The organism is Phaeodactylibacter sp., assembly GCF_040219495.1.
In the GTDB taxonomy this organism is placed as follows: Bacteria; Bacteroidota; Bacteroidia; order Chitinophagales; family Saprospiraceae; genus Phaeodactylibacter.
In genome coordinates this window covers 44,277-68,342 of record NZ_JAVJSK010000137.1, presented here as the reverse complement: position 1 = coordinate 68,342, position 24,066 = coordinate 44,277, and the positions used below count along the sequence as shown (strand labels likewise).

Here is a 24,066-nt window from a genome sequence, read left to right as displayed (position 1 = left end):
CTTTGGGACACCAATACCGCTATTTATTACTTGCAGCAATAATTTCCGCCCACGGCTGAAAAGTTCATCGATGAGACCCTACTGGATTCCAGTCCTGCGATTTCAGTGATCACCGAAATAGAGTTGCTCTGCTGGAAAACAGATTTGGAGAAGGATTTAATAGTCCTTCGTGACTTTATTCATGACGCCCAGGTCCTCGAGCTTGAAAAGAATATAAAGTTAAAAACCGCAGAAATACGAAAAGCTCATAAAATCAAGCTCCCGGATGCAATCATTGCTGCTACTGCCCTGGCTCATGATTTTACACTACTCACTAGAAATGTCAAAGACTTCAAGCATATTGAAGGTCTAAGCCTCATTAACCCGTATGAAAAGTAAGCGGGTGTGTTTTCTGAATAGTCTCACCTGTATTTCCTTCAGGACCAAAAGGCGTTTAGGGTTAAGTTCTGCATCAGTCTGTTTATCTATCAGGACCATTTGGATGCTAAAATAGCATCTCTAAACAGTTCAACATTTGAGCAATTAAGAGTCAAAATATTATTCTTAGTTGCACTGAAAAATAGAGGACGCCGTCTTGTCGAAAGTATAGCTTTAACCAATATCTCCATAGAAAAGCCTGATGCTTTGTGTGATGACCGGCACACAATTCATGTAAATATGATCATAGATTTGTGTTATCAAATAATTAAAAACATAGACAAACATGGAAGATAACACCACCATCAATCAAATGCCACGCATCGGCGATCAGGCACCTGATTTCACTGCCTCTACCACTACCGGTCCACTGAAGCTTTCCGAATACAACAAAGACAGCTGGGTGATCCTTTTCTCTCACCCTGCCGACTTCACACCGGTTTGTACCACAGAGATGAGCGCTTTCGCGGTTGACCAGCAGTTCTTTGACGAGCGCAACACCAAGCTGCTCGGCCTGAGTATCGACAGCATCCACTCCCACCTCGCCTGGGTAAACAACGTGAAGGAAAAAACCGGCGTTTACTTCCAGTTCCCGATCATTGCTGACCTGGATATGAAGGTTTCTCAACTGTATGGCATGCTACACGACAAAGAGAGCTCTACAGCTGCTGTACGGGCGGTATTCTTTATCGACCCTAAAGGCACCATCCGCCTAATGATGTACTACCCACTGAATGTGGGCCGTAACATGGAAGAAATCAAGCGCGCACTGATCGCCCTGCAAACAGCAGATGAGTGTAACTGCGCCCTGCCTATCAACTGGAAACCAGGTGAGAAAGCCATCGTTCCTCCACCCAAAACTCTGGCAGAGATGGACGAGCGCATCAAGAATACAGAATACGAAATGGTAGACTTCTATCTGGCGAAGAAGGATATCTAAACCTGGATTAGAAGTTAGTCAAGACCGATAACGATGAGGAAATGGGCGCAGCAGGGATGCTGGGCTCATTTTCTTTTTGGCGGTTGGCCCTCTTGGCAGTTGGAAGGCACTTCGTAAGTGCCTTCCAACTCACGGCTGCCAAAGCCCTAGACTCCTAGCCAGTTCTTTATTGGGCAATGACCCCTGTCTTAGGTTTGCATAATCAGAAGCAGAAGAATAAGGCCAGTCAACAGCACCTAATACGAGACCAGCTTTAACCGGGTTTTGATGAATATAATGAAAACATTGCCGGGCATATCCGTTTTCTGCCCTAAAGAAAAGGTGTTGGTTTGGTCCTTCCAGCGTTATTGGCCCCTCAATCCAACCATCTTTAACCTTAGTTTTTCCTCTGAATATGGAGCCTGACCAGCCCCGTTGTTTATTTACTGCTTTGGTATAGCTGCTCAGAAGCGTGCCAATGGCCTGACTAAGCTTCTCCTGACGGTCCTGCTCTGGCTGTATTGCTGTATTTGTGACTTGTCTTTTTATGCGTGGCTTTACCGCGTTACTCGGCAATGCCGCTAATTCGTTTGGCACAAGAAGAATATGGAAATGGTTCGGCATTAAGCAATAGCATAGTACATCGGCAAGAGGCAAGATATACCGGCGTACCTTTCTCAAGAAGAACAGATAGTGCTCATGCTCAAGGAATACCTTCTGCCGGTTATTGCCCTGATTGAATACATGATATACTTGGTTTTCGATGAATTTCATAGGTCCTGGTGTTGAAAAGCACTTCGTAAGTGCCTTTTGGTTATCCAACAACTATTGTTCACTCCAACTTCCGCACCACCCACCCCTCACAATCGGGATAAACCCGCAGCAGCCCTCCCCAGTCCGCGCCCGGCCCCATCACACTAATGGCAGACGCCAGTGCATCAGCCGTGGCACAATCGGAGCAGAGCACTGTAACCTGCGCACCATGCTGCACCCCAAGCCCGTTACGAGGGTCAATAATATGGCTATAGCGTTGCCCCTCCCAGCTGAGGTAGCGGTAATAATCCCCGGAGGTAGCGATAGCGCAGTGGGCAAGATGCAGGGTGACAGATTGGGATTGTCCAAGGCTGTCCATTTGCTGCACCTGAATGGCCCAGCCAGGTGCATCCGGCGGTGGCGACGTGACGCGGATATCTCCGCCCCCATCCACCAGGCTGCTTTGGATACCGTGCGCGAGCAGGACTTCCATCATCGCATCCACAGCAAAACCTTTGGCAATACCGCCGGCGTCTAGCTTGACACCGGAACGCAGTAGTTGAAGGCGCTGACCGGGCAGCACTTGAATGCCTTGATACCCCACCTGCGTCCGGGCTTCCTCAATACGATCAACGCCCGGAAAACGCTGTTGGCGGAAGGCCCGGCGCCAGAGCTTGGACAGCGGTCCGATGGTCAGGTCAAATGCGCCCTGGCTGTGCGCCGATAGTGCCTGACTTTGCCACACCACTTCCCAGAGCGGGCGGCTCACCTCCACCACACGACCGGAGTCCAGACCACTCAAGCGGCTCAACTCACTTTCCGAATCGTAATCACTCAGGCGGGCATTGAGGGCATCAAGTGTATCAAAAGCCGCCCGGGCAGCCGTTTGGGCCAGGATATCGGAGTCCGCATAAAGGATGATCCGGAATTCCGTGCCCATTTGCGGGTGCGTGAAGGTATAACGCTCTTGCGCACCGACCGCCACAACCCACAAACAGCTGAGCCAAAGCACCAGGAAGCGCAGTTTCCACATCCTACAGCACCTTGGTTTCTCCGGGCACTGCGATGGGGTAGGCACCATCTTCCAATGGCATTACTTTAGGATTGGCGTCCCAGGCCAGCTTCTCCGGCATCAGGCTGAGGTCGGAATTCAGGGCAGCGTCCCACTCAATGACTTGCCCGGAGTACGTAGCCATGCGGCCCATGATGGCTGTCAGAGTTGCCTTCGCACCATTCTCTGCATCTTCGTATTTATAATCGCCATTGGCTATGGTTTCGAAGAGCAGGTCGTGCTCGTACTGATAGGGGTTGGGGTCCTTTCGGTCATTGTAGTCCAGGATAGTATGCCCGCTGCGGGTCAGGATGACCCCCGGCTTTGGCGCCGTACCGTTTGTCCCCTGAAAGGCTTCCGTCACCATCGTCGGGCAGCCCTTGATGTGACGGCATTGGCTGTGCATGAAGGAGCCATCAGCATATTCATACTCTACCATGTGGTGGTCGAAAATCTCACCGTGCTCCGGCCCGGTGCGCACCTGCCGCCCGCCCATGCCGGAGGCCCGTACCGGATAGGCCTGCTTCACCCAGTTGCCCACATCAAGGTTGTGGATGTGCTGCTCGTTGATGTGGTCCCCGCAAAGCCAGTTGAAGTAGTACCAGTTTTGCATTTGGTATTCCATCTCCGTTTGGCCCGGTTTGCGCGGGCGCACCCATACGCCGCCGCTATTCCAGTACACGCGGGAAGAGGTGATGTCACCGATAGCGCCCTCGTGCAGCAGGTCGACCCACTTTTGGTATTTCTTTTGGTAATGCCGCTGCAGTCCCACCACCACGTTCAGCTTTTTCTTTTTCGCCAGTTCTGCTGTTTCCAGCACTTTGCGCACCCCGGGAGCATCCGTAGCCACTGGTTTTTCCATAAATACATGCTTACCGGCTTTGACCGCCGCCTCGAAGTGGGCAGGGCGGAAACCCGGAGGTGTGGCAATCAGGACCACATCACACAGGTCAATCACCTGTTTGTAAGCCTCAAAGCCATAGAAGCGGTGTTCAGCCGGCACGTCCATACGGACCCCATCAATTTCGTAGTTGGGCATTTCCTGCTGCAGCTGCTTGTAGCTGCCCTCCAGGCGGTCCTGAAAGGCATCCGCCATAGCGACCAATTTCACCGATTCCTTAACCGACATGGCCTGCAGGGCCGCACCAGTACCGCGTCCGCCGCAACCAATGAGACCGACTTTAATCGTGTCATTGCCTTCCACGTAAGCTTTGGCAGAAAGGATAGCAGGCGCCATCATGAGCCCGCCCGCAGCAAAGCCCGTCTTCTTGACAAAGTCCCGGCGTTTCATTTTTGAAGGTTGATCATTTTGCATAGTCGTACATTTTTTTCTGGTTAGGAATATTACCACTTGATCGCTTTCCCGAAAAAAGCCTCTACTTCTTCGGGGCTTGGCTGCTGTGCCGGCTTTACCAACCGGAAGCCCACGAAGGGCGAGTCGGTATTCCACCAAAGGCTTTTGGGAATCTGCGGGTCGCGTTGCTGCCAGCGGATAGAGGATTTTCCACGAGCCGCACAGGTGCAGTCTTCTGCATCGGAATCAAAGGAGCCGCCCCTGACTACCCGTCCGTAGCGGCGCTCCGGCACCGCCCACGGGTTGTCGATCACTTCCTCCCCGGCAGTCTCCGGTTCGGTATAGGCATCGAGGGTCCACTCGGCCACGTTGCCCAGGAGGTCGTAAATGCCCAGTCCGGTAGGGGCTTTCTCCCCGGCTTTATGATAGGTTTCTTCGCTGTTTTCGTAATACCAGGCGTGACTGTCCAATTCCTCCATGTTTTGCGTGCTCAACTGGCAGGCATAGGCCCATTCGGCTTCGGTGGGCAGGCGGTAGAATTCGCCCGTCTTTTGGTACAGCCAGCCGCAAAACAGAATCGCTGCCTGCTGCGTCATATTGACCGCCGGGTGCCTCGGCTCATGCCCCATTCCGAAGGTGACATCAATATAAGGCGGGGTAGGCCGGCTCACGGCATCAGCTTCATAAGTACCGCCTTCCCAGGCACTCTCGTCTGAATCTTCTTCCCGATGCTGAAACAGGCTGAACTGATCATGGGTGACTTCGTACGTGCCTATCCAGAATGGATCTACTTTTGCGGTTTGAGCCACTTCGCCCTGCTGCCACTCGAAGGTGCCACCGGGCAGGTAAACGGTTTCCACTTCCACAGTAGTGCCAGGAATGGTCGTACGGGAAGTCCTGCCGACCTCAGGGGCCTGTGCCTGTAAAGTGCTCCACCCGGCCAGCCCAAAAGCCAGGGCCAGTAATGGTGCTTTCGTCCAATGCCGCATTTAAGAGGTTTTAGTTAAAGAGGTTATTGCTGTCTAAATGTAATGAAAATGGAGGCAACTACAGAGCAGACAGTATGGTAAAGTCGCAGGTCGGATCGAACTTTCTGAAAAAGAAAGGCACCAGCTACTTTCAAGCAACTGGTGCAATCCGTTTTTAATCAGACGGGTGATTTCCTACCGAAGTAGGGTTTTGTAGTGTATATGTTGAACTGATGCACCGTTGAAGGCTGAACCCCTACTCCACCTACGGTGTTTTTCAGAAAAATCAGCCTATGCCTCCAAATACCGGCATTAAGACCAAAACTGTGCTGCAATTCCGAAAGGGCCAAAAGCAGGAAAAGGCAGATCTCGTTGCCTGTGAAGAACCCCTGGAGCTGAAGCTGGGCTTTGGCCCGCAAGGCCAGCGCGAGCACCGCAGTTTGTCCATCACCATGCGTACCCCCGGTCAGGATGAAGCATTGGCGCTGGGCTTTCTCTTTACAGAAGGTATTATCGGCCGTGCATCGGAGGTGGTCGGTGTCCGGCACATTGGGCAGGCGCTTTCACCTGAATCAGCGAAGAATATCCTCCTGGTCGAGTTGTCCCCCGACACGCCGGTAGATTTCGAACAGCTCAACCGTCATTTCTACACGTCTTCCAGCTGCGGAGTTTGTGGTAAAGCCTCCATCGAAAGGCTCAGTACGGTCAATTTGTACTATCCGCAACGAGGCTTTCCGGTATTCAACCCGGTACAAATCCAGGCCTTTCCACACCATATGTCGGCCCGGCAAGTCTTATTCGAGCAGACCGGCGGCATCCACGCGGCGGCTTCCTTTGATGAGAACGGGCAACTAATGCTGCTCCGGGAAGATGTTGGCCGCCACAACGCTATGGACAAACTTATCGGGGAAACTATGCGTACCGGGGGCTTCCCCATGCGCAACCAGGCTATTATGGTCAGCGGGCGGCTAAGCTTTGAGCTGGTGCAAAAAGCAGCGATGGCGGGTGTGCCTCTTTTGGCAGCAGTAGGGGCACCCTCCAGCCTGGCGGTGGAATTAGCAGAATCTCACGGCATGACGCTGATTGGTTTTCTGCGGGGGGAGCGGTTTAATGTGTACTGTGGGGCGGAACGGGTGAGGGCCTGATTCATTAAGAAAAAACACCGCAGTAGTTTGCACTTTCCACTAATTTCTTAATTCCTCCATATCTGCAATGATTTCATCCAGTTTTTCCAACACCCCGCCATACACCACTTTCAGGTCCCAGTTATAGATCCTGCCTCCGAGGTAGGCCAGCAGGGCCATCAACACAATTACACCAAGGATGATGAATACCGGCACACCAAAAACAAGATCAATGCCGGGATAATTTGAAACCAGTTGATTTGTGACCGCTTCGCCTAATGGTTTTCCGTCAAAATGGTAATGCCAAAAACCAAGGGCTATTGATAAAAAGAATAAAGGATAATAGAACCTGGCCATTTTCCTATTTACGCTGACCTGTTGCTTCATCCAGTTGTCAAAAGCTTTAATATAGTGATAGCTGCTTTCGCTCTTATCAATTTTATTCAATCCCTTCGAAAGCCTCCTGTTGACGATAACGATCATGCTTAGGGTAAAAAAAAAGCCTACCCCCATCAAAGGAATGCCCATCAAAAAAGAAAACACCAAAAACATTATGGAGCCTGCAATAATTGCATTCAGATTGATTTTGAACATTCTTTTAAACTTGTCAATCAAATGCATCGACTTTTGATTGTAAAGATCATTCAGCTTTGGGGCAACCAATGCATCGCTACTTAAAAACCCTTGCTTCCAAATTGATTCAATTGACTTTTCCATCTAACATTTTTTTCAGCCGTTCCTTAATCCGATTAATACGCACCCCAATATTGTTGGCGTTCGTGCCTGTGATTTCGGCAATTTCCTGGTAAGACCTTTCTTCCAAATAAAGTAAAATCACGCCCCTGTCTACTTCTGATAAGCGTTTGATAGCCCCATACAAGTGATTGAGCGCTTCATCAGCAAATGCCTGGCTGTCCTCCGCCAATCCATCAGGCAAGGATTCAGCAGTAAGGTACTGCTCGGTGTTTTTCCTCTTTTTTAGCATGGTCAGGCTTACATTCAATGCCAACCGATACACCCAGGTAGACCAGTCAGATTGCCCCCGGAAGTTGTTTCTGGTTCTCCAAATTTGCAAACAAACCTCCTGATAGTAATCCTCAAAATCTTCCTGAGTATCCGTGTAAGCCCTGCATATCTTTATGATAATGGCAGAATAAGGCTTAATCGATATTGAATAAAAATCACTGCTCACGCTCTTATATTTGCAAATGCTTTTTTCAAAAACCTCAAATCAAATTTCCTGAAGCTTTAGCCTGAGTGTCCAAATAACTTGCTGTAATTAGTCCGATTAAAGTTCCGATAGAGATACCTAAAGATATACCTAAGGACCGCTCCAAACCGATAAAAAATACAATCCCAGTAAGCAACCCTGTCAAGGCCCCTAAAGTAATGCCCCAATTGGTGTAGTATCCTTTGGCAATTAAGGAAAACGTATCTTTCAAATATTGCTTAAAGTATCGAAGCGCTTTACTGTAATGCCTTTTTTTATTCTTAGCAGTACCCTTTAAATCAAGGGTATCCAATTCTGTCTCTATCAATTGAACCTCTGCTTCTGCCAAGTTTCTCTCCTTTAGGCCCTCAAGTAGGTAAATGAAGTCCTGATAAATCTTTATTTCGGACTTTCTGGTTGTTTCAGATACCAATCGGTTGAAAAGGCTAATCGCGTTTTTAAATGTCATAATCTTTATCTTTTCTTGTTTAGTGGCTTCAAGTCCTTGATTATTACACCCTTCCAGAATATTTCTTCAAAAAAAGGGAAGCCAGATTGTACGGAAGGTTGATCTCCTCATAGTTAGCAGTACTATAGTCCTACCTTACTGCACCAATTCCACCTCCCTTAAATCCCCAATATTTCGTAATTTGTACGCCCCTGATTGATCACTGAATGACGAGGAGGAAAAAATGGAACAACAACCGGACGCGCAAGGGCAAGATCACCGAAATAAGCCAATCATTAAGGTACCTGGGGCACAGCCACCACTGGAATTTACCGGATTGAAACTGGGCAAGCCTGCTACCACTTCAGCGGGCATAAAGGGCATTACAACCGCCTTTACTCATACTACCCGCTATATGGCAGCAGGGCAGGCGGTCAAAACCATGTTCAAACTCAACCAAAAAGGGGGTATCGACTGCCCGGGCTGTGCCTGGCCCGACCCCGATGATGAACGGTCCAAGCTTGGAGAGTACTGTGAGAATGGCATCAAAGCTATTTCGGAAGAGGCTCAGAAAAAGACCATCGGCAAAGCGTTTTTTCAACAGCACTCCGTTGCCGAGATGCGGGGATGGAGCGATTTCGAACTAGGCAAAAAGGGGCGGCTCGCTGAGCCTATGGTGCTACAGGCCGACGGTACGCACTACGAGCCCATCAGCTGGGAAGCCGCTTTCGAAATGATCGGCCAGGAACTTCGCGCCCTCGACACTCCCGACCAGGCGATTTTCTACACTTCGGGACGGACCAGCAACGAAGCCGCTTTTCTTTACCAGCTCTTGGTGCGGGAGTTTGGCACCAACAACCTGCCGGACTGCTCCAATATGTGCCACGAATCCAGTGGACTGGGGCTTTCGCAAACCGTAGGCATCGGCAAGGGCTCCGTCACGCTCCCTGACTTTTACGAAGCCGAGGTGGTCATTGTCATGGGACAAAACCCCGGAACAAACCACCCCCGCATGCTTTCTGCTTTAGAGCGCTGTAAGGAAAATGGCGGACAGATCATCACGGTAAACCCACTACCCGAAGCGGGACTGCAAAAGTTCAAAAACCCGCAGCGCCCCGGCAAAATGCTGACCGGTGGCACCGCACTTACCGACCTGTTCCTGCAGGTTAAAATTAACGGGGACATTGCCCTGCTTAAAGCGCTGCTGCTGCAGCTCTGGTACGAAGAACAAAAAGCACCCGGCGCGGTATTCGACTGGGACTTCATACAAGAATATACGGAAGGGTACGAAGCCTTTATTGCCGACCTGAAGCAGCATGACTTCGAAGATCTGGTACAAGCCTCGGGCGTACCCAGGGCACAAATCAAAGCAGCGGCAGAAATGCTGCGGCGCAAAAAGAAAATCATCATTTGCTGGGCGATGGGGCTAACACAGCATGAGAATGGCGTGGAAAACATCCGGGAAGTCGTCAACCTGCTACTGCTCAAAGGTAGCATAGGCAAGCCTGGTGCCGGCACCTGCCCCGTACGCGGGCACAGCAACGTACAGGGCGACCGCACCATGGGCATCTGGGAAGCACCCAACCCTGCTTTTCTTGATCAGCTCAAAGCCGTATTTGGTTTTGAACCGCCCCGTAAGCATGGCTTTGCCGTGGTGGATGCCATCAAAGCGATGCACGAGGGAAAAGCTTCCGTCTTTTTCGCAATGGGCGGCAACTTTTTGTCCGCTGCCCCCGATACCGAGTACACCGCTGAAGCCCTTCAAAAGTGCAGCCTGACGGTACAGGTCTCTACTAAACTTAACCGCAGCCATCTCATTCATGGGAAGCGGGCGCTCATCCTACCTTGCCTTGGCCGCACAGATATTGACCTGCAGGAGTCCGGGCCACAGTTTGTGAGCGTGGAAAACTCCATGGGTGTCGTACACAGCTCACAGGGGGTGCTCCAACCATCTTCTGACGCCCTGAAAAGCGAACCTGCCATCGTTGCGGGTTTAGCCCGGGCCACCCTGGGCGACAAAAGCAGGGTCAACTGGGAGGAGATGGCCCGCAATTACGACCACATTCGAGATGCTATCGCTAAGGTAGTGCCGGGCTTTGAAAACTACAACCAACGCGTCCGGGAGCCGGGTGGTTTTTACCTGCCCAATGGTGCCCGCAACCGGCAGTTTGACACGCCTTCCGGCAAAGCGGTTTTCACAAAGAATGAAGTGCCCGGCAAGCAGCTTGGCGCAGAAGAGTACGTCATGATGACCATACGCAGCCACGATCAGTTCAACACCACCATCTATGGCCTGGACGACCGCTACCGGGGCATCTACAACGAGCGCCGGGTGGTGATGATGAATCAGGAGGACATCGCCCAGGCTAACCTAAAAAGCGGGCAGGTGGTCGATCTGATCGGGCAGTACAAGGGGCAGGTGCGCATCGCCCGGAAGTTTATCGTAGTCCCCTATGATATTCCCCGCCGTTGCATAGCCACTTACTTCCCGGAAGCCAATGTACTGGTCCCCGTCGATGCTTACGCGAAGGGCAGCAAAACGCCAACCTCGAAGTGGGTAGCGGTGCGGATTCGGGTGCATGAGTAAATAATTGGTTGAATACAAAACAAAATGATCATTTATTCATATTATTAAATATCCAAACACCCCGGTCCGCAAAAGCGAAACGAAAGGCTGCCCTGCGCTGCCTGAATTTTTCAACCGCAACTCATTTGATCCAATGGCCTTAACCAAACTTTATGACAACCACGGGCGCCACATTAACTATGTACGCCTGGCCGTTACGGACCGCTGCAACCTCCGGTGCTTTTACTGTATGCCGGAAGAAGGCATCAAGTACGTCCCAAAGGATGCGCTCCTGTCTTACGAAGAAATGCTCCGCCTCATGCACCTGCTTGCGGGCATGGGCATCGAAAAGGTACGCATCACCGGAGGGGAGCCTTTCGTGCGCCGCGACATGCTCTACTTTCTTAAGGAACTCTGCGCCATCAATGGTATCCGGAAAGTTAATATCACCACCAACGGTACGCTAACGGAAGCCCTGGTCCCGGAACTCAAAGCGATGGGGATCCACTCCGTCAACCTCAGCCTCGATGCGCTGGACAAGGGCCGCTTCTTTGAAATCACCCGGCGCGATGCATACGATCAGGTGATGGGCACCTACCGGGCGTTGCTGGAGCATGGCATTTCCACCAAGATCAACGCGGTGGTGATGGAAAATAAAAATATCGAAGACCTCATCCCGATGGCGATGCTCACCAAAGATGATCCGGTGGGCGTGCGCTTCATCGAGGAGATGCCCTTCAACGGGGAAGGCAGCCACTACGAGACGCTGGCGTGGAACCACCGGCAAATTCTGAAGCACCTGCAGGCGCACTTCCCGGATATGGAGAAAATACCGGATCCGCCCCACTCCACTTCTTACAACTATCAGATTCCCGGGCATCAGGGTACGGTGGGTATTATTGCTGCTTACAGCCGGACGTTCTGCGGCACCTGCAACCGTATCCGCCTCACGCCTAAGGGCATGCTCAAGACCTGTCTGTACGATGATGGCGTTTTCAATGTCCGTGATATTATGCGGGCAGGGGCAACGGACGAACAGCTGAAAGCGACCTTCCTGGATGCTTTGGGCAACCGCGCCAAAGATGGTTGGGAAGCGGAGCGCAGCCGGCAGTTTGGGCTGCCTGTGCAGGAGTCGATGTCGACGATTGGTGGCTGAGGAAGGAGAAGGCGTTCACGCAAAGGGGGGATGCACCCGGAGCCGCTCCGCGTTGCTTTGCGCAGTGCTTTTCGAACTTTGCGTGAACCTCTTTTTTATCCCCTACTGCCCACTCAGAATTGCATTGTAACGCACCGTATCATTGAGCAATGCGATCGCCTCTTCGATTTCCTTGTCATTGCGCAAGCCCATTTTGATCTTGCCTTTTTGGTAGTAGTAGCGGCTGGCCACTTCCTTCTCAATCAGGTCTGTAATGATCTCTTCGTTCTTCTGCAGCGCGTCTTTTTTACTGGCTTTGATGTCCTGTTGGAGGGACTTGATCTCGTCCGTCAGGTCATAGCCCTCTTGTTCGCTGGCTTCCTGAAGCTTTTTGAGCAGCTTTTCACTCTCTGTATCGTATTGAAACGCCCGTGTATCGAGGTAGTCTACAAAAGCCTGAAAGTCTTCAAAGCGGTAGTCTTCAACGGCCTCGACGCTATCCACGCCAGTGAAGTACTCTGTTGCGAAGTCAAAAATCAAGTGCTGGTCGATCAGGCTCTTAATGATAGAAGCGTCCGTAAATTTATCGACGACCACATCCGGCTTTACGCCACCGCCATCAAGGACTGTGCGTCCATTTCGGGTAGTGAAAGGCGTACGGCGGTCATCAGCAATATCTACCGGTTCGCCATCTTCATATTCTACGCTCTGAATACAGCGCCCACTCGGGATGTAATACTTAGCCGTCGTCAGCTTCAGCTTTGAGTTGTAACCGATGTCCCGGGTGTTTTGCACCAGGCCCTTGCCGTAGCTGCGTTGCCCCATAAGCACGCCCCGGTCGTAATCCTGAAGGACACCACTGACGATTTCCGACGCAGAAGCGGAGCGGTCATTAATAAGAACGACAACGGGTAGCTCTTCGTCGGTAGAATTGCCCATCGTGCTGAAGGTCCGGTCCCATTCTTTCACTTTGCCTTTGGTGGTCACCACTACCTCCCCGCGCGGGATGAACACGTTGGAAACATTCACCGCTTCTGTCAACAAACCACCACCGTTGCCACGCAAATCGAAGACCACGGCTTTTAAGTTTTCGTTTTCGGCTTCCAGGCTCTTCAGGGCCTTAGCAACATTCCGGCCTGCTTCACGGGTAAAGGTAGTCAGCGCTACATACCCGATATCGTCGCTGAGCATCCCATAGTACGGGACGTTCTCTACTTCCACTTCCGAACGGGTCAGGTTTACCTTAAAGTCTTCAAGCGTACCGAATCGGCGGATTTCCAGCTCCACTTCGGTGCCCGGGAAGCCCCGCAGGATATTATTGACCTGTTCGGGTGTCTTGCCAACCGCATCTTTCCCATCTATGGAAATAATACGATCGCCCGGCTTAAGGCCTGCCTGATCAGCCGCCTGCCCTTCGTACAATTCAACGATGGTCACAAAGCTGTCAATTTGCTGACTGATTGCACCAATACCGTTGTACCTGCCCTCGGTCATAAACCGGTAGCCTTCAATTTCGGACTCCGAGATGTAGTTGGTAAAAGGGTCGAGGGAGCCCACCATGGCATCAATCCCGGTGCGCATGAGCTGCCCCGGGTCTACATCGTCTACGTAGTAGGTATTGATTTCTTTGTAGAGATTGGTGAAAATCTCCAGGTTTTTCAGTATTTCGAAGTACTTATTGCGGGGCGACATCGTAGCCGACATACCGATGACCACGATACCGACGATGACGCTAATTTTCAGAATACGTTTCATATATATGATTTTGTCAATCCCTGAGGGAGAACCAGGTGTTATGGCATAGACTGCCGTAATAATACGTTTTCAATAACGTTATTTCAGGTCAATCGTATGCGGTGGAAAGCTGCTTTTTTCCTTTGAGCTTGTTTGGAGCGATTTCGTCATGAAAATCAAGGATTTATAGTTCTGGCAAAGTCACTAAATTTGAGTTTAGCGGGCTAAACTACGGTTTCCGTGGCTTGTCTAACCGAAAAATTGTTAGTTTTTAAATAGAAGACCGAAGCCCCAACACGCTCTTAAAAGGCAATGATTCACCCAAAGGAAACGTGTTTAAGGTGTATGAAGGTTAAAAAAGCCCGAAACTTTAATAAATGTTTAAGGAATTCTTCTTGCTGCTTTTATGCTGCGCCCCGGTATACCTGAGCGCACAGTACCAGCTACAGTGGCAGCCTGAGGACACAACCGAGGCCTTCGTTAGGGAGGCTTTCCCGGACCACCCATCCTTCTGGGCGGATACGCTTGCGCTAAAAGCGGCTATCATAGCGGGGGTCAGGCAACTGCACTCGGAGGCTTTTGCGGAAGCATCCGTCGACCGGCTGGTACAAAAAGACAGCACCTTTATCGCGATGTTGCACGTTGGGCCGGCATACCGGTGGGTAGATTTGTCCAATGGCAATATCCCCTCTTCCACGCTTGATGCGGCTGGCTTCCGGGAGCGCCTCTACCGCAATAAGCCCCTGCGCTATCCTCAACTGCGCAAACTACAGGATGCCCTGCTCGACTACGCCGAGAACCACGGCTACCCCTTCGCCAAAGTGTGGCTCGACAGCATTACCATCCGTCAGGGGGAGGTCGCCGCTCAGTTGATGATGGACCGCGGACCGCTCGTTCTGGTGAAGGAGCTTGATTTGAAAGGGGACGCAAAAATCGGGCAGGCTTTTATGGAAAACTACCTGGGCATTGCCCCCGGCCGCCCCTACAATAACCAACAAGTACGCCGGATACGGAACCGGATACAGGAGCTGCCTTTTCTGACCCTGGCGGAAGACCCCGTCGTCAACTTCATAGAGCAGGAAGCCATCATCCGGCTCCCACTGGGAAAAAAGCGGGCCAGCCGGTTCGACTTCGTACTGGGCGTGCTGCCCCAAAACGAAAGCGGCCGGCAGCTGAATGACCGTACGGTTTTGGTCACGGGCACCTTCAAGGGGGAACTACAAAATCAATTCGGGCGGGGCGAGCGCATCTACGCTTCCTTTGAGCAACTGCGGCCGGAGACGCAGGAGCTGGAGCTGGAGTTCAACTACCCCTTTGTACTTGGCCTTCCCTTTGGGGTAGACTTTAGCTTTGATTTGTATAAACGGGATACCTCCTACCTCGACCTCGAGTCAGACCTGGGCATCCAATACCTTTTTGAAGGTGGCAACTACCTCAAAGTATTCTGGAATAACCGCTCCTCCACCCTGCTGACTGTGGATGAAACGCGCCTGCAACTACAAGAGCGCCTGCCAGAAAACCTCGATGTCAGTAATGCCTACTTTGGGCTGGAGTATGCCCTGCAACGGCTCGACTACCGTTTTAATCCCCGCAAGGGCTGGGCCGTACGGCTGCGGGGGGGAGCAGGGGTCAGGCGCATTGAGCGCAACAACCGTATTCTGGAGTTGGGCTACGGAGAGCTTTATGATACGCTGGCGCTACGCAGTTTTCAGTACAAGCTCAGCGGTCAGGTGGAAGGCTACCTGCCACTATTTAACCGCAGTACGGTACTCGCCCGGTTGCGGGGCGGTGCCATTCTTTCAGAAACGCCGGTGTACTTCAACGAGCAGTTCCGGATTGGCGGCAATCAGATTCTGCGCGGTTTTGACGAGGAGTCCATTTTTGCAACCCGCTACGCCCTTTCCACCATTGAGTACCGGCTGCTGATCGGCCAGAACTCTTATCTTTATACCTTCGGTGATGTGGCTTATGTGGAGGATATCACGCCGGTCAAAGATGTGACGGACTGGCCCTATGGCTTTGGCGCAGGCATCACTTTTGAGACGGGGGTGGGCTTGTTCGGCGTGAGTCTGGCCTACGGCAAACAGCTCAATAACCCCATTGACTTTAGTGCGCCCAAGGTGCACTTTGGGTATGTGAGCTTGTTTAATTAGGCATAGGATTCATCCGCCTCCTTCACCCGCTCCATCGGGTAAGCGAACCGGAAGTACAAGCCTGCCGCAAAGCCAAATACAAATCCGCCGATGTGTGCCCACCAGGCGGTACCCCCACCTTCGGCACCAACCTCAAGCGCATCCCAACCGCTGCTCCACTGCATCCAAATCCAGATACCCAGGAACAGGAAAGCAGGGACGCGGAATATCAGGAAGAAGAACCACAGCTTCACCCGGGAGGACGGAAACATAACCATATAAGCGCCCATTACGGCAGAGATGGCCCCGCTCGCGCCTACCGTAGGTACCACACTGCCCGGATTAAAATAAATGTGGGCTGCGTGGGCCGCTATACCACCAAGGAGGTAAAACACTATAAAACGGACATTGCCAATCGTTGCTTCGATATTATCCGCAAAAACCCAGAGGAAAAGCATATTACCGAGGAGGTGGCCGAAACCACCGTGCATGAACATACTGGTAAACAAGGTCGGTAGGTTACGCCCCGATTCAATCTCAGCAGGGACCGCTGCGTACTCGCTGATCAGCATACCGGGGCTGATCAGCTGGAAGTAAAAAGCAATAATATTCAGCACGATAAAAAGATAACTGAATAAAGGAAAGTGCCCGCCTTTCACCTGATCATCGCCAATAGGAAATAGCATAAAATCTTGTTTGTGATGCCAATGGGTGTCAGATCGCCTCTACAATGAAAGTGACCACATATTCCTCTGGCTGTATAGACTGTCCGGCTACCGGGTAGGGGGTCACTTCCGACAGCCGGTAAATATAGCCTCCCATACTTTTGCTAGCCAGCTCCGGCTTACCCTCACGTAGGGTCAGGTCTACCGTCTGACGGTCCCTATTGCCAAGTGCCAGCTGGACGACAGCCTGCCCTTCCCACACACAATTGGTGTACTCCGGGCAACGGGAATCCTCTTTCACCGCGATTAACTGAATAGGGGTATCCTGGCATTCCACAGTGCCCCCAATTTGTAGCTTTATCGGCTCACCCATGGGGCAGCCCGATACGTCATCACTACATTTGGCCGCCATCAGGGCCAAAGCCAGCAATGGCAATAAATACTTAATTTTCATACTTCCGGTTTTCAATATTAACGATTAGCGTAGGCTCTGAAGTACAGGCACTCTTTGATTACCTGCTGATAAAAATCCGTACCAGCGTAATTCTGTACCAGCAGTTCGAAGTTCTCGAAGCTCTGTGCTACATCAGGCCTCCACCGGTTGACATAGTATTCGTTGCGCTCACACTTGGCCGCCATGAAGGTGGCTTTAGCACCAAGCTCGAGGCTATCGGTAGCAAGCCGTGCCCGCTCAAAGTAAAGGCGCGCCCGGGAACAGTCAAAGTTTTCCTGATTACCGTACGGAAAAATCGGATGAGGGGTCACATTATCGCCATCCCGAAGGTAAGCAGTTTGCAGGCTCGCCCCGCTGCGATAGAAATCCATGGCCTTCCAGGCTTGCCCGAAGTAGGACGTATTATAAAGCGCCAAACCGATCTCATAGTTCAGTACGCCTATATTGCCGGTGCCTGCTTTGGCTTCGTATTCCTTGGTCAGGATTTCCTCAATGAGCTCGCCTTTGTTGTAAAGCGGCACATTGGAGGGCAGAGGGCAGTGCACACAGTCCCGAATACGCTCCACGAAGGGGTTAAACAGCCCGTAGTTGTCCCAGTCCACCCGCTCCATACGCTTCAGGGTTTCGATGGCTGCCTCAAATTTATACTCCGACATCAGGTAGCTGGCTTTGATATTCAGGAGCATTTGCTGAATGGTGCTGTCGCCGTCGGCAATGAGCTTGACCTCCAGCTTGGAGGGCACCTCCTTGCGCGTAACGGCCAGCAGGTTTTCGATGAGCTCAGGTTTGATGTTCGGCTGTAGGTACTTGGCCGGGTGTTGCATCAGAAAGGCTTTGCCCGGCTGCCCGTTCTCTTCGTACAAGTCGGTGAGCCGGTCCTGAAAAAAGTCGGGAAAGGACTCAAAGGCCTGATAAGCCTTGTTGCTGTTTTGCAGATCGACCAGTTCATTCTCAATCTTTGTATTAATCTCCTGCAGGGCATTGAGGTAGAGGACCAGCTCAAAAGCGTCAAGCTGCTGCTTCAGGATCGGTGGCAGGTCCATTTCCCGGGCAGACGCGAAGGACTTCCTGGCATCGTAAAAACTGCCTGACAACATAGACAGATAGCCCTGTGCCATCTTCCACAGCCCGGGCTGTCGCACCAGCCCTTCTTTGAGCACCTGCGTGACAAACTGCTGCAGACGGATCACCCGCTGACCGGCATCTGCCACCGGCACACCGTAGTAAAACTTATTCTGCTGCCGTTGATCGTTGAAGGAAAGCCCGAGCAGGCTGCGCTCCAGCTTCAGCATTTCCTGAATGAGAAAAAGCAGCAGGTAGGGGCTGTCGGGGTCCCGCTGATAAATTTCCTGCATTTCCACTTGCAGTTTGCTGTTGGGGAAGCTGGCGCGAATGGCAAAAAGAGTGGCTTCTTCTTCAGGCGTTTTGCACCGGGCCAGACAGGCTTGCCACTCCTCGTCGTTCCTAATCGCAAAACTGCGGTAAGCTGACTCCCGTTTGCTCGGACACCGGTCAAACAACCGTGAAAACAGGTAAGCCGCATCAACGCGCTGCCCCAGCGCCAGCATTGCTCCCGCACGGTGACCTTCGATCCAGTCTTCGATAATACTCGGATCGTTATCAATTTTTGGCAGGAGATCCTCACAAAGCGCCAGCACCCTATCGTACTGTTTGCTGTAGTGGGCCAGCCGGATGACCTGATAGGCGTACCTCAGGCGAATGTAGTGGGATTTCGCTTCCTTCAACTGATCAACGCCGTAGGTGATCCAGTCGTCCATTTCCTTGTAGCGCAACTGCGGGCTCTCCCACGGGCTGCGGCGGGTCGCGTAGTACTCGCAGTTTTTGGCAAACTCCAGGTAGGTGGCGGTCTCGATGCACTGATGGCTTTTTAGATATTTGGCGAAGGCGTTGTTCGTCAGCCGGTAGGGTAATGGCGCACGCTTGCTTCTGACAGCGGTGACCAGGCCTTCAAAATCAGACCGGGACGACTGGTAAATGACCTCCCCGATATCCTGAACGGTATGCAAATCACAGAACCGCTCCTGCCATTCTTCCAGGTTGCCTTTGACCTGTGGGCTGCCCTGCTGCCGGGCATAGTCTTCCAGCGCTTTGAGGTCGACAAACAGGCGGGCACCAGGCACAGCCGGACTGATCAGGTTGGTATTGATAAAGCTATACCCCTGAAACGCAGGCCGGTTGTCGCTGCACCGCTGTCCGTTGAGCAGTGCCGTAGGGCTAAGGGCCATCAGGATTACCAGAAATAAGAACTGCCGCATATCAAAAATTTCATCTTGGGATACTTCGCGTACCGTTCGTAAGGCAGGAAATCAAAAAATTCCTTACATTAATTCCATATTTTCTATAAAACTATGCTAACAGACCCACTTTACAGCTACTCAATCGCACTTCTTGTCATTTTAATCACCGGAGGAACGGCGCTGTTGCTTTCCAGGCAACGGATTCAGGCCTACCGGGCCAGCCGTCTGCTCACCTTGCTACTGCTAGCCGTTTTGCTGCACGCAGTCCTGCCCCTCGTTAATACGCTGCTCGCGAAAACCCTGATGGACGGCTTGCTCCTGGCTGTTGCTCCGCTTTTTCTGCTACACCTGCGCAGCCTGCTTGGCGACTCGCTCAGCAGCGGGCGGGATGGCTACCACTTCACAGCCTTTGCTGTGTGGACACTGATCAGCTTTCTGCCGGCTCAGGCCAAGCTCATCCAAAGCTCATGGTATGCGCTTTTCCCCAATGTGTTTGTCCTGATCTACCTGATTGGCAGCTTTTCCTATATCCGCAGCCGGGTGGGCAGCCTGATGCAAATCCGTAGCCGCATTCCCTTTGGGAAGCTCCGCTGGGCACAGCTTTCCATGCTCACTTTAGGGCTGGTATCGATTTCGGGGCTGGTAACAGACAGCCTTAGCCTACAGGGGCTGATTGAAGCGCAGGGGCTCTGGGCTCTGATCGGCCGGGTGCTCACCGCTATATTCGCGGCAGGCCTTGCGGGCATCGGACTGACTTTGGAGCGGCCGGTTGCTCCGGTTGACCTGGAGGAGGAGGCTTTCCTGCAACTTATTGCTGACCGAACGGACCCCAAACCAGAAGACATCCGGGAGAATGCGACCTTATTCAAGACCCTTGACGCCACCATGCAATCCGATAAATACTTCTTTGATGACGATCTTCGCCTCAATCAGCTCGCTGAACTGATGAACAAAACACCCCTTGCTATTTCCCAGGCGATTCATCATGTAGGCGGGCAGACGTTCTTTGACTATGTCAATGGCTACCGTGCATTGAGCGCACAAGTGCTCATTGATGATCCGGAAAAACAACTGCCCCTGGACGACATCCACCGGGCGAGCAGCATTGAGTCAAGGCTGGTCTTCAACAAAACCTTCAAACGGCTGACCGGGTCTTCACCCACTGCTTACTACAAGCTTAACAATAGCGTTTCGGCTTAAAAGCACAAGCTTGCCGGAGAGGCCTCAATGCCTGCGCATGGCCCTTCATCCACGTCAACACCTTTCCCACAGGGGGCTAGGCAATCAGAGATGGCAGCTTCATAGCCAGCCCCATATCGCCTTTGATTTTTACTTTGCCCGTCATCACTGCAGACATTGGATTGATATCGCCTTTCCGGATTCCATCCAGGGTTTCCATGCTGGTCTTAATCACACAGTCGGCATCTTTATCTTCATTAGTTACCTGTGCCTTTTCGCCGGTAAGGTCAATATGTACGATACCCTGCTCAAAAACAAACTTAATGGACTTGCCCAGGCTTGGGGCTTTGGCAGCTGTTTTGCTGAATTGTTCTGTAATTGCTTCTAGTGTCATAACCTGATTTTGGTAGGTAATATAGGAATTGTTCGCTGAATTTAGTGGGAAAAAAGTGCGGTACAAGCTTCGCGCAGCACTTCCCCTTCCACTGTTATGTCGTACCAGGCTTGCTCAGCGATATCCCGGCAGTAGATTTTCACCTGATGCCCGTGGGCAGCCGCATCATCGATAGTCGCTCCGTAGTAAATTTTGGATACCCCGGCCCAAACGGCAGCCATCGCGCACATCGGGCAAGGCTCACAAGTAGCAAACAAGATACTGCCCTGCGTGGCAATCCCCTGCTGCCGTGCCTGACGTATCGCATTGACTTCGGCATGCGCAGTGGGGTCCTGATCGGCTTTTACGCTGTTGGCTGCGATGACCTTTGCACCGGTTTCGGGCTGCAGCAACACCGCACCGTAGGGGGTACCTGCTGCTTCCGCTTCATTAATGGCTGCCTGCATATAATAGGTTTTCAGCTCTTTCATCACTTCATATGTTTGGCCAGAAAACCGATCATAGCTTCGTAAAACTCAAAACGGTTCTCCTCATTAGCAAAACCATGCCCTTCGTTGTACTTCACCATATAGGGCACATCAATGCCCCGCTCGCGCAATGAGTGGACAATCTGATCAGATTCATCAATATTCACCCGCGGATCATTCGCCCCCTGCACTACAAACAGCGGGGTTTTAATTTCGTCGATGTGGAAAACCGGAGAGCCCGCACGAAGCAGCGCCTGATCCTCCTCGGGGTGCCCCACCATTTCATAGAGCATATCCAGGTAAGGCTTCCAGTAGGGCGGTATGGTCTCCATAAAGGTAAATAGATTGGATACGCCTACGTAGTCTACCGCACAGGCGTACAATTCCGGTGTAAAAGTGATACCGGCCAGTGTGGCGTACCCTCCATAACTTGCACCGTATATCGCTACCCGGGCAGGGTCTGCTATACCCGTATCAATCAGCCATTGGACACCATCGGTGATATCGTTTTGCATATCCCGCCCCCATTGCTTGAAGCCTTTCATCCAGAAGTCTTTACCGTACCCCGTGCTGCCCCGGTAGTTGGGTTGAAAAACAGCATAGCCACGGCTGGCCAGGAGCTGTACCTCCGGGTTGTAGCCCCAGCTGTCCCGTACCCACGGCCCTCCGTGCGGGTTGATCACCACGGGGACTTTTTGCCCTTTTTTGTTTTTGGGGATGGTCAGGTAACCCTGAACCATTTCCCCATCGCGGGCAGTGTAGGTGACCGGCTCCATAGGGGCCATATCTTCTTCGTTCAGCCAGGGGCTCACATCCGAAATTTTACGGATAGTACCCTGATTGAGATCATAGAAGAAGTAGCCGCCAAGCGACCGGTCGCTGTAAGTACGGATCATGTATTTGTCTTCGGCACGGTTGCTGCTCACAGCCACAACCTCATAGCCGGGCAGCAAGCCTTCCAGGTGTTCCTGCATCTTTTTCCGCTGCTCATCGAAAAAATCGATCTGCCGCTTCCAGGTAGTGTACACCGCGCCCAGCAGTACTTTACGCTTACGCGAATACAAGAGGCTGCCAGCGTCTACCTCAGGGTGGGCAAAAACCGGAGCGCCTACTTCCTCTCCTGTGTTAAAATCAAACCGGATGATTTCGCCCCGGTCCCGCCCGATATTACTGACACAGAACACCACATCTCCATCATCAAAATCAAAAAACAAGGGGTCCAGGCTCTCCTTGAAGTTGGTTTTCACAACGGTCCGGAAAGGCTCATCCTCCTTAGCCCGGTACATAATATGCTGATTGACACCATTGATGGTCTTGATAGCGATGCGCAGCCGGCCCGCGTGGTCGGTCATCCAGCCGGTGATGGGCTCCTCCGGGTTGTCATTGGGCGCCAGACGCTGATACTCCCCAGTCTGCACATTGAGCCGGTAGGGCTCAAACAGCATGGGGTTTTCTTTATTCATCCCGATGATGAGCTCATCTTCCTGATCTTCCAGGTGGTCAATAAACTCAATTTTGACATTCTGGAAAGGCGTAAGGTCGCGTGGGTTTTGGCCGTCGCGGTCTACCGCAAAGAGCTGGAAGTTCTCATCGCCACCACTATCCTTGACGTAGACGATCCGGTTGTTGTTGGCCCAGAAGAAGCCCCCAATATCGCGCTCGGTTTCGTGTGTGATGCGTATGGGCTCGCCCCCGTCGGTGGGGCAGACGAAAACATTTTGCCGCCGTTCGTAGGGGCTCGCAAAGGCAAGGTAGTCTCCACCGGGAGAAAGCTGGAAGCCCGTTTGCTCGGGATTACGGAAAAAATCCTCGACGGAATATTTGTACGCGCCTTCTTCCCGCCCGATGAGGTTTAGGAGCTCATCAGCCGAACTGGGCAATGAAAGGTTGCCCGGCAATTTGTGTTCTTGTTGTAGGTCTGTCATAGTGGGTATCAGGGGTAGATTCCTAACAAAGGTAAAAAAAGGAGGCGGAGCGCTGGAAAACATTATAAAAATCTACCTTTTACGTAGGTTATTTATCGTCCGGATAGCGTGCCTTCACATAAGAGCGTGGTGGGATGGTTTTGTCCCTAAAATCCAGCATTCAACAAAAAAGGGAGGTTTCCAGGCACATTAAATCCAAATTTGTTAAAACCAGCCTTGGCATTATGTGTTATTGTTCGTAGAATAGGTCTAAATAAAGAAAATACAATGAGCAATCCCGTTACGAAAAGCCCTGTGATGCTATATACTGAGCAGACCCCCAACCCTGAGTCGCTCAAATTTGTGACCAACCGGATGATCTACAAAGGTACCGCCGACTTCCGGGAGGAGACTTTGGCTAAAGAGTGGTCGCCACTAGCTACAGAGCTGTTTGAAATGCCTTTCGTAAAAGGCGTTTACATTTGCAATAACTTCGTGACCATCACCAAAGAGTTTAACTACGACTGGGCAGACATCATGCTCAAAGTCAAGGAATACCTCAAAGGTTACATCAGCGAGGAGAAGCCCATTATTCAGGAGGGTTTTGAGGAAGCGATGGCCGAAATTGAGGCAGAACGTGGTGCCAGCTACGAATACACGGAAAACGAAACAGAAATCGTCAAGAAAATTAAGGACCTGATCGATACCCACGTGAAGCCTGCCGTAGAAATGGACGGTGGCAATATCGAGTTCAAGTCCTGGGAAAAGGGCACAGTAACCCTGGTCATGCAGGGCGCCTGTAGCGGCTGCCCTTCTTCAACCGTAACCCTCAAGCAGGGTATTGAAGGCATGCTGCAACGGATGATCCCTGAAGTCAAAGAAGTGGTTGCGGAAATGGGGTAACCACCGTTCTCAGCCTCATAACGAAAAGCGCCGATGCAAATTTCCCCGCATCGGCGCTTTTCTGTTTTATCCGCACAGTTTTCAGGAAATC

General features: G+C 51.7%; 22 protein-coding genes. 8 read left to right on the top strand and 14 right to left on the bottom strand.

The features are described 5' to 3' along the window. Nucleotides 1-66: 66 nt before the first annotated feature. Together RIC19_RS22100 and RIC19_RS22095 are read left to right on the top strand one after the other, a co-directional pair. Nucleotides 67-378 (top strand): type II toxin-antitoxin system VapC family toxin, encoded by a 312-nt coding sequence (locus RIC19_RS22100; RefSeq protein WP_350180608.1) that lies wholly within the window; start codon nucleotides 67-69, stop codon nucleotides 376-378. Between the two features lie 325 nt (nucleotides 379-703). Next, entirely contained in the window at nucleotides 704-1,357 is a 654-nt protein-coding gene (locus RIC19_RS22095; RefSeq protein ID WP_350180550.1) for a peroxiredoxin, read from the top strand. A 129-nt stretch (nucleotides 1,358-1,486) separates the two neighbouring features. Here RIC19_RS22095 and RIC19_RS22090 read toward each other — a convergent pair whose 3' ends face one another. From RIC19_RS22090 to RIC19_RS22075, 4 genes are read right to left on the bottom strand one after another with little or no spacing between them, the layout of a single operon-like run. Further along, entirely contained in the window at nucleotides 1,487-2,110 is a 624-nt protein-coding gene (locus RIC19_RS22090) for a transposase (protein WP_350180549.1), read from the bottom strand. Nucleotides 2,111-2,168: 58 nt separating this feature from the next. Then, nucleotides 2,169-3,122, bottom strand: a complete 954-nt coding sequence (locus RIC19_RS22085) for an FAD:protein FMN transferase (RefSeq protein ID WP_350180548.1) — start codon at nucleotides 3,120-3,122, stop codon at nucleotides 2,169-2,171. A 1-nt stretch (nucleotide 3,123) separates the two neighbouring features. Further along, entirely contained in the window at nucleotides 3,124-4,455 is a 1,332-nt protein-coding gene (locus tag RIC19_RS22080; RefSeq protein ID WP_350180547.1) for a Gfo/Idh/MocA family protein, read from the bottom strand. Nucleotides 4,456-4,484: 29 nt separating this feature from the next. Further along, nucleotides 4,485-5,423, bottom strand: a complete 939-nt coding sequence (locus tag RIC19_RS22075; RefSeq protein WP_350180546.1) for a formylglycine-generating enzyme family protein — start codon at nucleotides 5,421-5,423, stop codon at nucleotides 4,485-4,487. 272 nt (nucleotides 5,424-5,695) lie between these two features. On the opposite strand from RIC19_RS22075, the gene fdhD reads away from it, so the two are divergent. Continuing rightward, nucleotides 5,696-6,547 carry a formate dehydrogenase accessory sulfurtransferase FdhD gene (gene fdhD / locus RIC19_RS22070; protein WP_350180545.1) on the top strand — a complete coding sequence of 284 codons (852 nt, stop codon included), beginning with the start codon at nucleotides 5,696-5,698 and terminating at the stop codon, nucleotides 6,545-6,547. A 39-nt stretch (nucleotides 6,548-6,586) separates the two neighbouring features. Here fdhD and RIC19_RS22065 read toward each other — a convergent pair whose 3' ends face one another. From RIC19_RS22065 to RIC19_RS22055, 3 genes are read right to left on the bottom strand one after another with little or no spacing between them, the layout of a single operon-like run. Beyond that, the gene (locus RIC19_RS22065; RefSeq protein ID WP_350180544.1) at nucleotides 6,587-7,243 is read right to left on the bottom strand and encodes a hypothetical protein; all 657 of its coding nucleotides are present in this window, start codon (nucleotides 7,241-7,243) and stop codon (nucleotides 6,587-6,589) included. Then, on the bottom strand, nucleotides 7,227-7,718 hold the full coding sequence (locus RIC19_RS22060) for an RNA polymerase sigma factor (protein WP_350180543.1): 492 nt from the start codon (nucleotides 7,716-7,718) through the stop codon (nucleotides 7,227-7,229). Before RIC19_RS22060 ends, RIC19_RS22065 begins: the two co-directional genes overlap by 17 nt. A gap of 34 nt (nucleotides 7,719-7,752) precedes the next feature. Further along, entirely contained in the window at nucleotides 7,753-8,205 is a 453-nt protein-coding gene (locus RIC19_RS22055; protein WP_350180542.1) for a hypothetical protein, read from the bottom strand. 223 nt (nucleotides 8,206-8,428) lie between these two features. Here RIC19_RS22055 and RIC19_RS22050 point away from each other — a divergent pair, with 223 nt between their 5' ends. Next, nucleotides 8,429-10,771: an FdhF/YdeP family oxidoreductase gene (locus tag RIC19_RS22050; protein WP_350180541.1), complete on the top strand. Its 2,343-nt coding sequence runs from the start codon at nucleotides 8,429-8,431 to the stop codon at nucleotides 10,769-10,771. 133 nt (nucleotides 10,772-10,904) lie between these two features. Further along, the gene (moaA, locus tag RIC19_RS22045; RefSeq protein ID WP_350180540.1) at nucleotides 10,905-11,906 is read left to right on the top strand and encodes a GTP 3',8-cyclase MoaA; all 1,002 of its coding nucleotides are present in this window, start codon (nucleotides 10,905-10,907) and stop codon (nucleotides 11,904-11,906) included. Between the two features lie 102 nt (nucleotides 11,907-12,008). Here moaA and RIC19_RS22040 read toward each other — a convergent pair whose 3' ends face one another. Then, a complete protein-coding gene (locus RIC19_RS22040; protein ID WP_350180539.1) occupies nucleotides 12,009-13,640 on the bottom strand; it encodes a S41 family peptidase in 1,632 nt (543 codons plus the stop codon). 356 nt (nucleotides 13,641-13,996) lie between these two features. On the opposite strand from RIC19_RS22040, the gene RIC19_RS22035 reads away from it, so the two are divergent. Then, on the top strand, nucleotides 13,997-15,772 hold the full coding sequence (locus tag RIC19_RS22035; RefSeq protein ID WP_350180538.1) for a BamA/TamA family outer membrane protein: 1,776 nt from the start codon (nucleotides 13,997-13,999) through the stop codon (nucleotides 15,770-15,772). Here RIC19_RS22035 and RIC19_RS22030 read toward each other — a convergent pair. From RIC19_RS22030 to RIC19_RS22020, 3 genes are read right to left on the bottom strand one after another with little or no spacing between them, the layout of a single operon-like run. Next, the gene (locus RIC19_RS22030; RefSeq protein ID WP_350180537.1) at nucleotides 15,769-16,437 is read right to left on the bottom strand and encodes a rhomboid family intramembrane serine protease; all 669 of its coding nucleotides are present in this window, start codon (nucleotides 16,435-16,437) and stop codon (nucleotides 15,769-15,771) included. The genes RIC19_RS22035 and RIC19_RS22030 overlap by 4 nt on opposite strands. A gap of 28 nt (nucleotides 16,438-16,465) precedes the next feature. Next, nucleotides 16,466-16,870: a hypothetical protein gene (locus tag RIC19_RS22025; protein ID WP_350180536.1), complete on the bottom strand. Its 405-nt coding sequence runs from the start codon at nucleotides 16,868-16,870 to the stop codon at nucleotides 16,466-16,468. 17 nt (nucleotides 16,871-16,887) lie between these two features. Beyond that, entirely contained in the window at nucleotides 16,888-19,146 is a 2,259-nt protein-coding gene (locus RIC19_RS22020; protein WP_350180535.1) for a hypothetical protein, read from the bottom strand. Nucleotides 19,147-19,239: 93 nt separating this feature from the next. Between RIC19_RS22020 and RIC19_RS22015 the strand changes: the two genes are divergently transcribed. Next, nucleotides 19,240-20,328: a helix-turn-helix transcriptional regulator gene (locus RIC19_RS22015; RefSeq protein WP_350180534.1), complete on the top strand. Its 1,089-nt coding sequence runs from the start codon at nucleotides 19,240-19,242 to the stop codon at nucleotides 20,326-20,328. 76 nt (nucleotides 20,329-20,404) lie between these two features. Here RIC19_RS22015 and RIC19_RS22010 read toward each other — a convergent pair whose 3' ends face one another. Genes RIC19_RS22010 through RIC19_RS22000 form a run of 3 tightly spaced genes read right to left on the bottom strand, consistent with a single transcriptional unit; the run spans nucleotide 20,405 to nucleotide 23,093 of the window. Next, nucleotides 20,405-20,701: an SCP2 sterol-binding domain-containing protein gene (locus RIC19_RS22010; protein ID WP_350180533.1), complete on the bottom strand. Its 297-nt coding sequence runs from the start codon at nucleotides 20,699-20,701 to the stop codon at nucleotides 20,405-20,407. Between the two features lie 41 nt (nucleotides 20,702-20,742). Beyond that, nucleotides 20,743-21,171 (bottom strand): nucleoside deaminase, encoded by a 429-nt coding sequence (locus RIC19_RS22005; RefSeq protein ID WP_350180532.1) that lies wholly within the window; start codon nucleotides 21,169-21,171, stop codon nucleotides 20,743-20,745. Continuing rightward, nucleotides 21,171-23,093 carry a S9 family peptidase gene (locus tag RIC19_RS22000; protein WP_350180531.1) on the bottom strand — a complete coding sequence of 641 codons (1,923 nt, stop codon included), beginning with the start codon at nucleotides 23,091-23,093 and terminating at the stop codon, nucleotides 21,171-21,173. Before RIC19_RS22000 ends, RIC19_RS22005 begins: the two co-directional genes overlap by 1 nt. A 297-nt stretch (nucleotides 23,094-23,390) precedes the next feature. Here RIC19_RS22000 and RIC19_RS21995 point away from each other — a divergent pair, with 297 nt between their 5' ends. Continuing rightward, nucleotides 23,391-23,975 (top strand): NifU family protein, encoded by a 585-nt coding sequence (locus RIC19_RS21995; protein WP_350180530.1) that lies wholly within the window; start codon nucleotides 23,391-23,393, stop codon nucleotides 23,973-23,975. The last annotated feature ends 91 nt before the right edge of the window (nucleotides 23,976-24,066 follow it).

Excerpts from the sequence above, each read along its gene's own strand:
- moaA (WP_350180540.1), top strand. The coding sequence starts at position 10,905 with ATGGCCTTAACCAAACTTTATGACAACCACGGGCGCCACATTAACTAT.
- RIC19_RS22095 (WP_350180550.1), top strand. The coding sequence starts at position 704 with ATGGAAGATAACACCACCATCAATCAAATGCCACGCATCGGCGATCAG.
- RIC19_RS22035 (WP_350180538.1), top strand. The coding sequence starts at position 13,997 with ATGTTTAAGGAATTCTTCTTGCTGCTTTTATGCTGCGCCCCGGTATAC.
- fdhD (WP_350180545.1), top strand. The coding sequence starts at position 5,696 with ATGCCTCCAAATACCGGCATTAAGACCAAAACTGTGCTGCAATTCCGA.
- RIC19_RS22000 (WP_350180531.1), bottom strand. The coding sequence starts at position 23,093 with ATGACAGACCTACAACAAGAACACAAATTGCCGGGCAACCTTTCATTG.
- RIC19_RS22055 (WP_350180542.1), bottom strand. The coding sequence starts at position 8,205 with ATGACATTTAAAAACGCGATTAGCCTTTTCAACCGATTGGTATCTGAA.
- RIC19_RS21995 (WP_350180530.1), top strand. The coding sequence starts at position 23,391 with ATGCTATATACTGAGCAGACCCCCAACCCTGAGTCGCTCAAATTTGTG.
- RIC19_RS22085 (WP_350180548.1), bottom strand. The coding sequence starts at position 3,122 with ATGTGGAAACTGCGCTTCCTGGTGCTTTGGCTCAGCTGTTTGTGGGTT.
- RIC19_RS22005 (WP_350180532.1), bottom strand. The coding sequence starts at position 21,171 with ATGAAAGAGCTGAAAACCTATTATATGCAGGCAGCCATTAATGAAGCG.
- RIC19_RS22030 (WP_350180537.1), bottom strand. The coding sequence starts at position 16,437 with ATGCTATTTCCTATTGGCGATGATCAGGTGAAAGGCGGGCACTTTCCT.
- RIC19_RS22065 (WP_350180544.1), bottom strand. The coding sequence starts at position 7,243 with ATGGAAAAGTCAATTGAATCAATTTGGAAGCAAGGGTTTTTAAGTAGC.
- RIC19_RS22020 (WP_350180535.1), bottom strand. The coding sequence starts at position 19,146 with ATGCGGCAGTTCTTATTTCTGGTAATCCTGATGGCCCTTAGCCCTACG.
- RIC19_RS22025 (WP_350180536.1), bottom strand. The coding sequence starts at position 16,870 with ATGAAAATTAAGTATTTATTGCCATTGCTGGCTTTGGCCCTGATGGCG.
- RIC19_RS22015 (WP_350180534.1), top strand. The coding sequence starts at position 19,240 with ATGCTAACAGACCCACTTTACAGCTACTCAATCGCACTTCTTGTCATT.
- RIC19_RS22040 (WP_350180539.1), bottom strand. The coding sequence starts at position 13,640 with ATGAAACGTATTCTGAAAATTAGCGTCATCGTCGGTATCGTGGTCATC.
- RIC19_RS22050 (WP_350180541.1), top strand. The coding sequence starts at position 8,429 with ATGGAACAACAACCGGACGCGCAAGGGCAAGATCACCGAAATAAGCCA.
- RIC19_RS22010 (WP_350180533.1), bottom strand. The coding sequence starts at position 20,701 with ATGACACTAGAAGCAATTACAGAACAATTCAGCAAAACAGCTGCCAAA.
- RIC19_RS22090 (WP_350180549.1), bottom strand. The coding sequence starts at position 2,110 with ATGAAATTCATCGAAAACCAAGTATATCATGTATTCAATCAGGGCAAT.
- RIC19_RS22075 (WP_350180546.1), bottom strand. The coding sequence starts at position 5,423 with ATGCGGCATTGGACGAAAGCACCATTACTGGCCCTGGCTTTTGGGCTG.
- RIC19_RS22080 (WP_350180547.1), bottom strand. The coding sequence starts at position 4,455 with ATGCAAAATGATCAACCTTCAAAAATGAAACGCCGGGACTTTGTCAAG.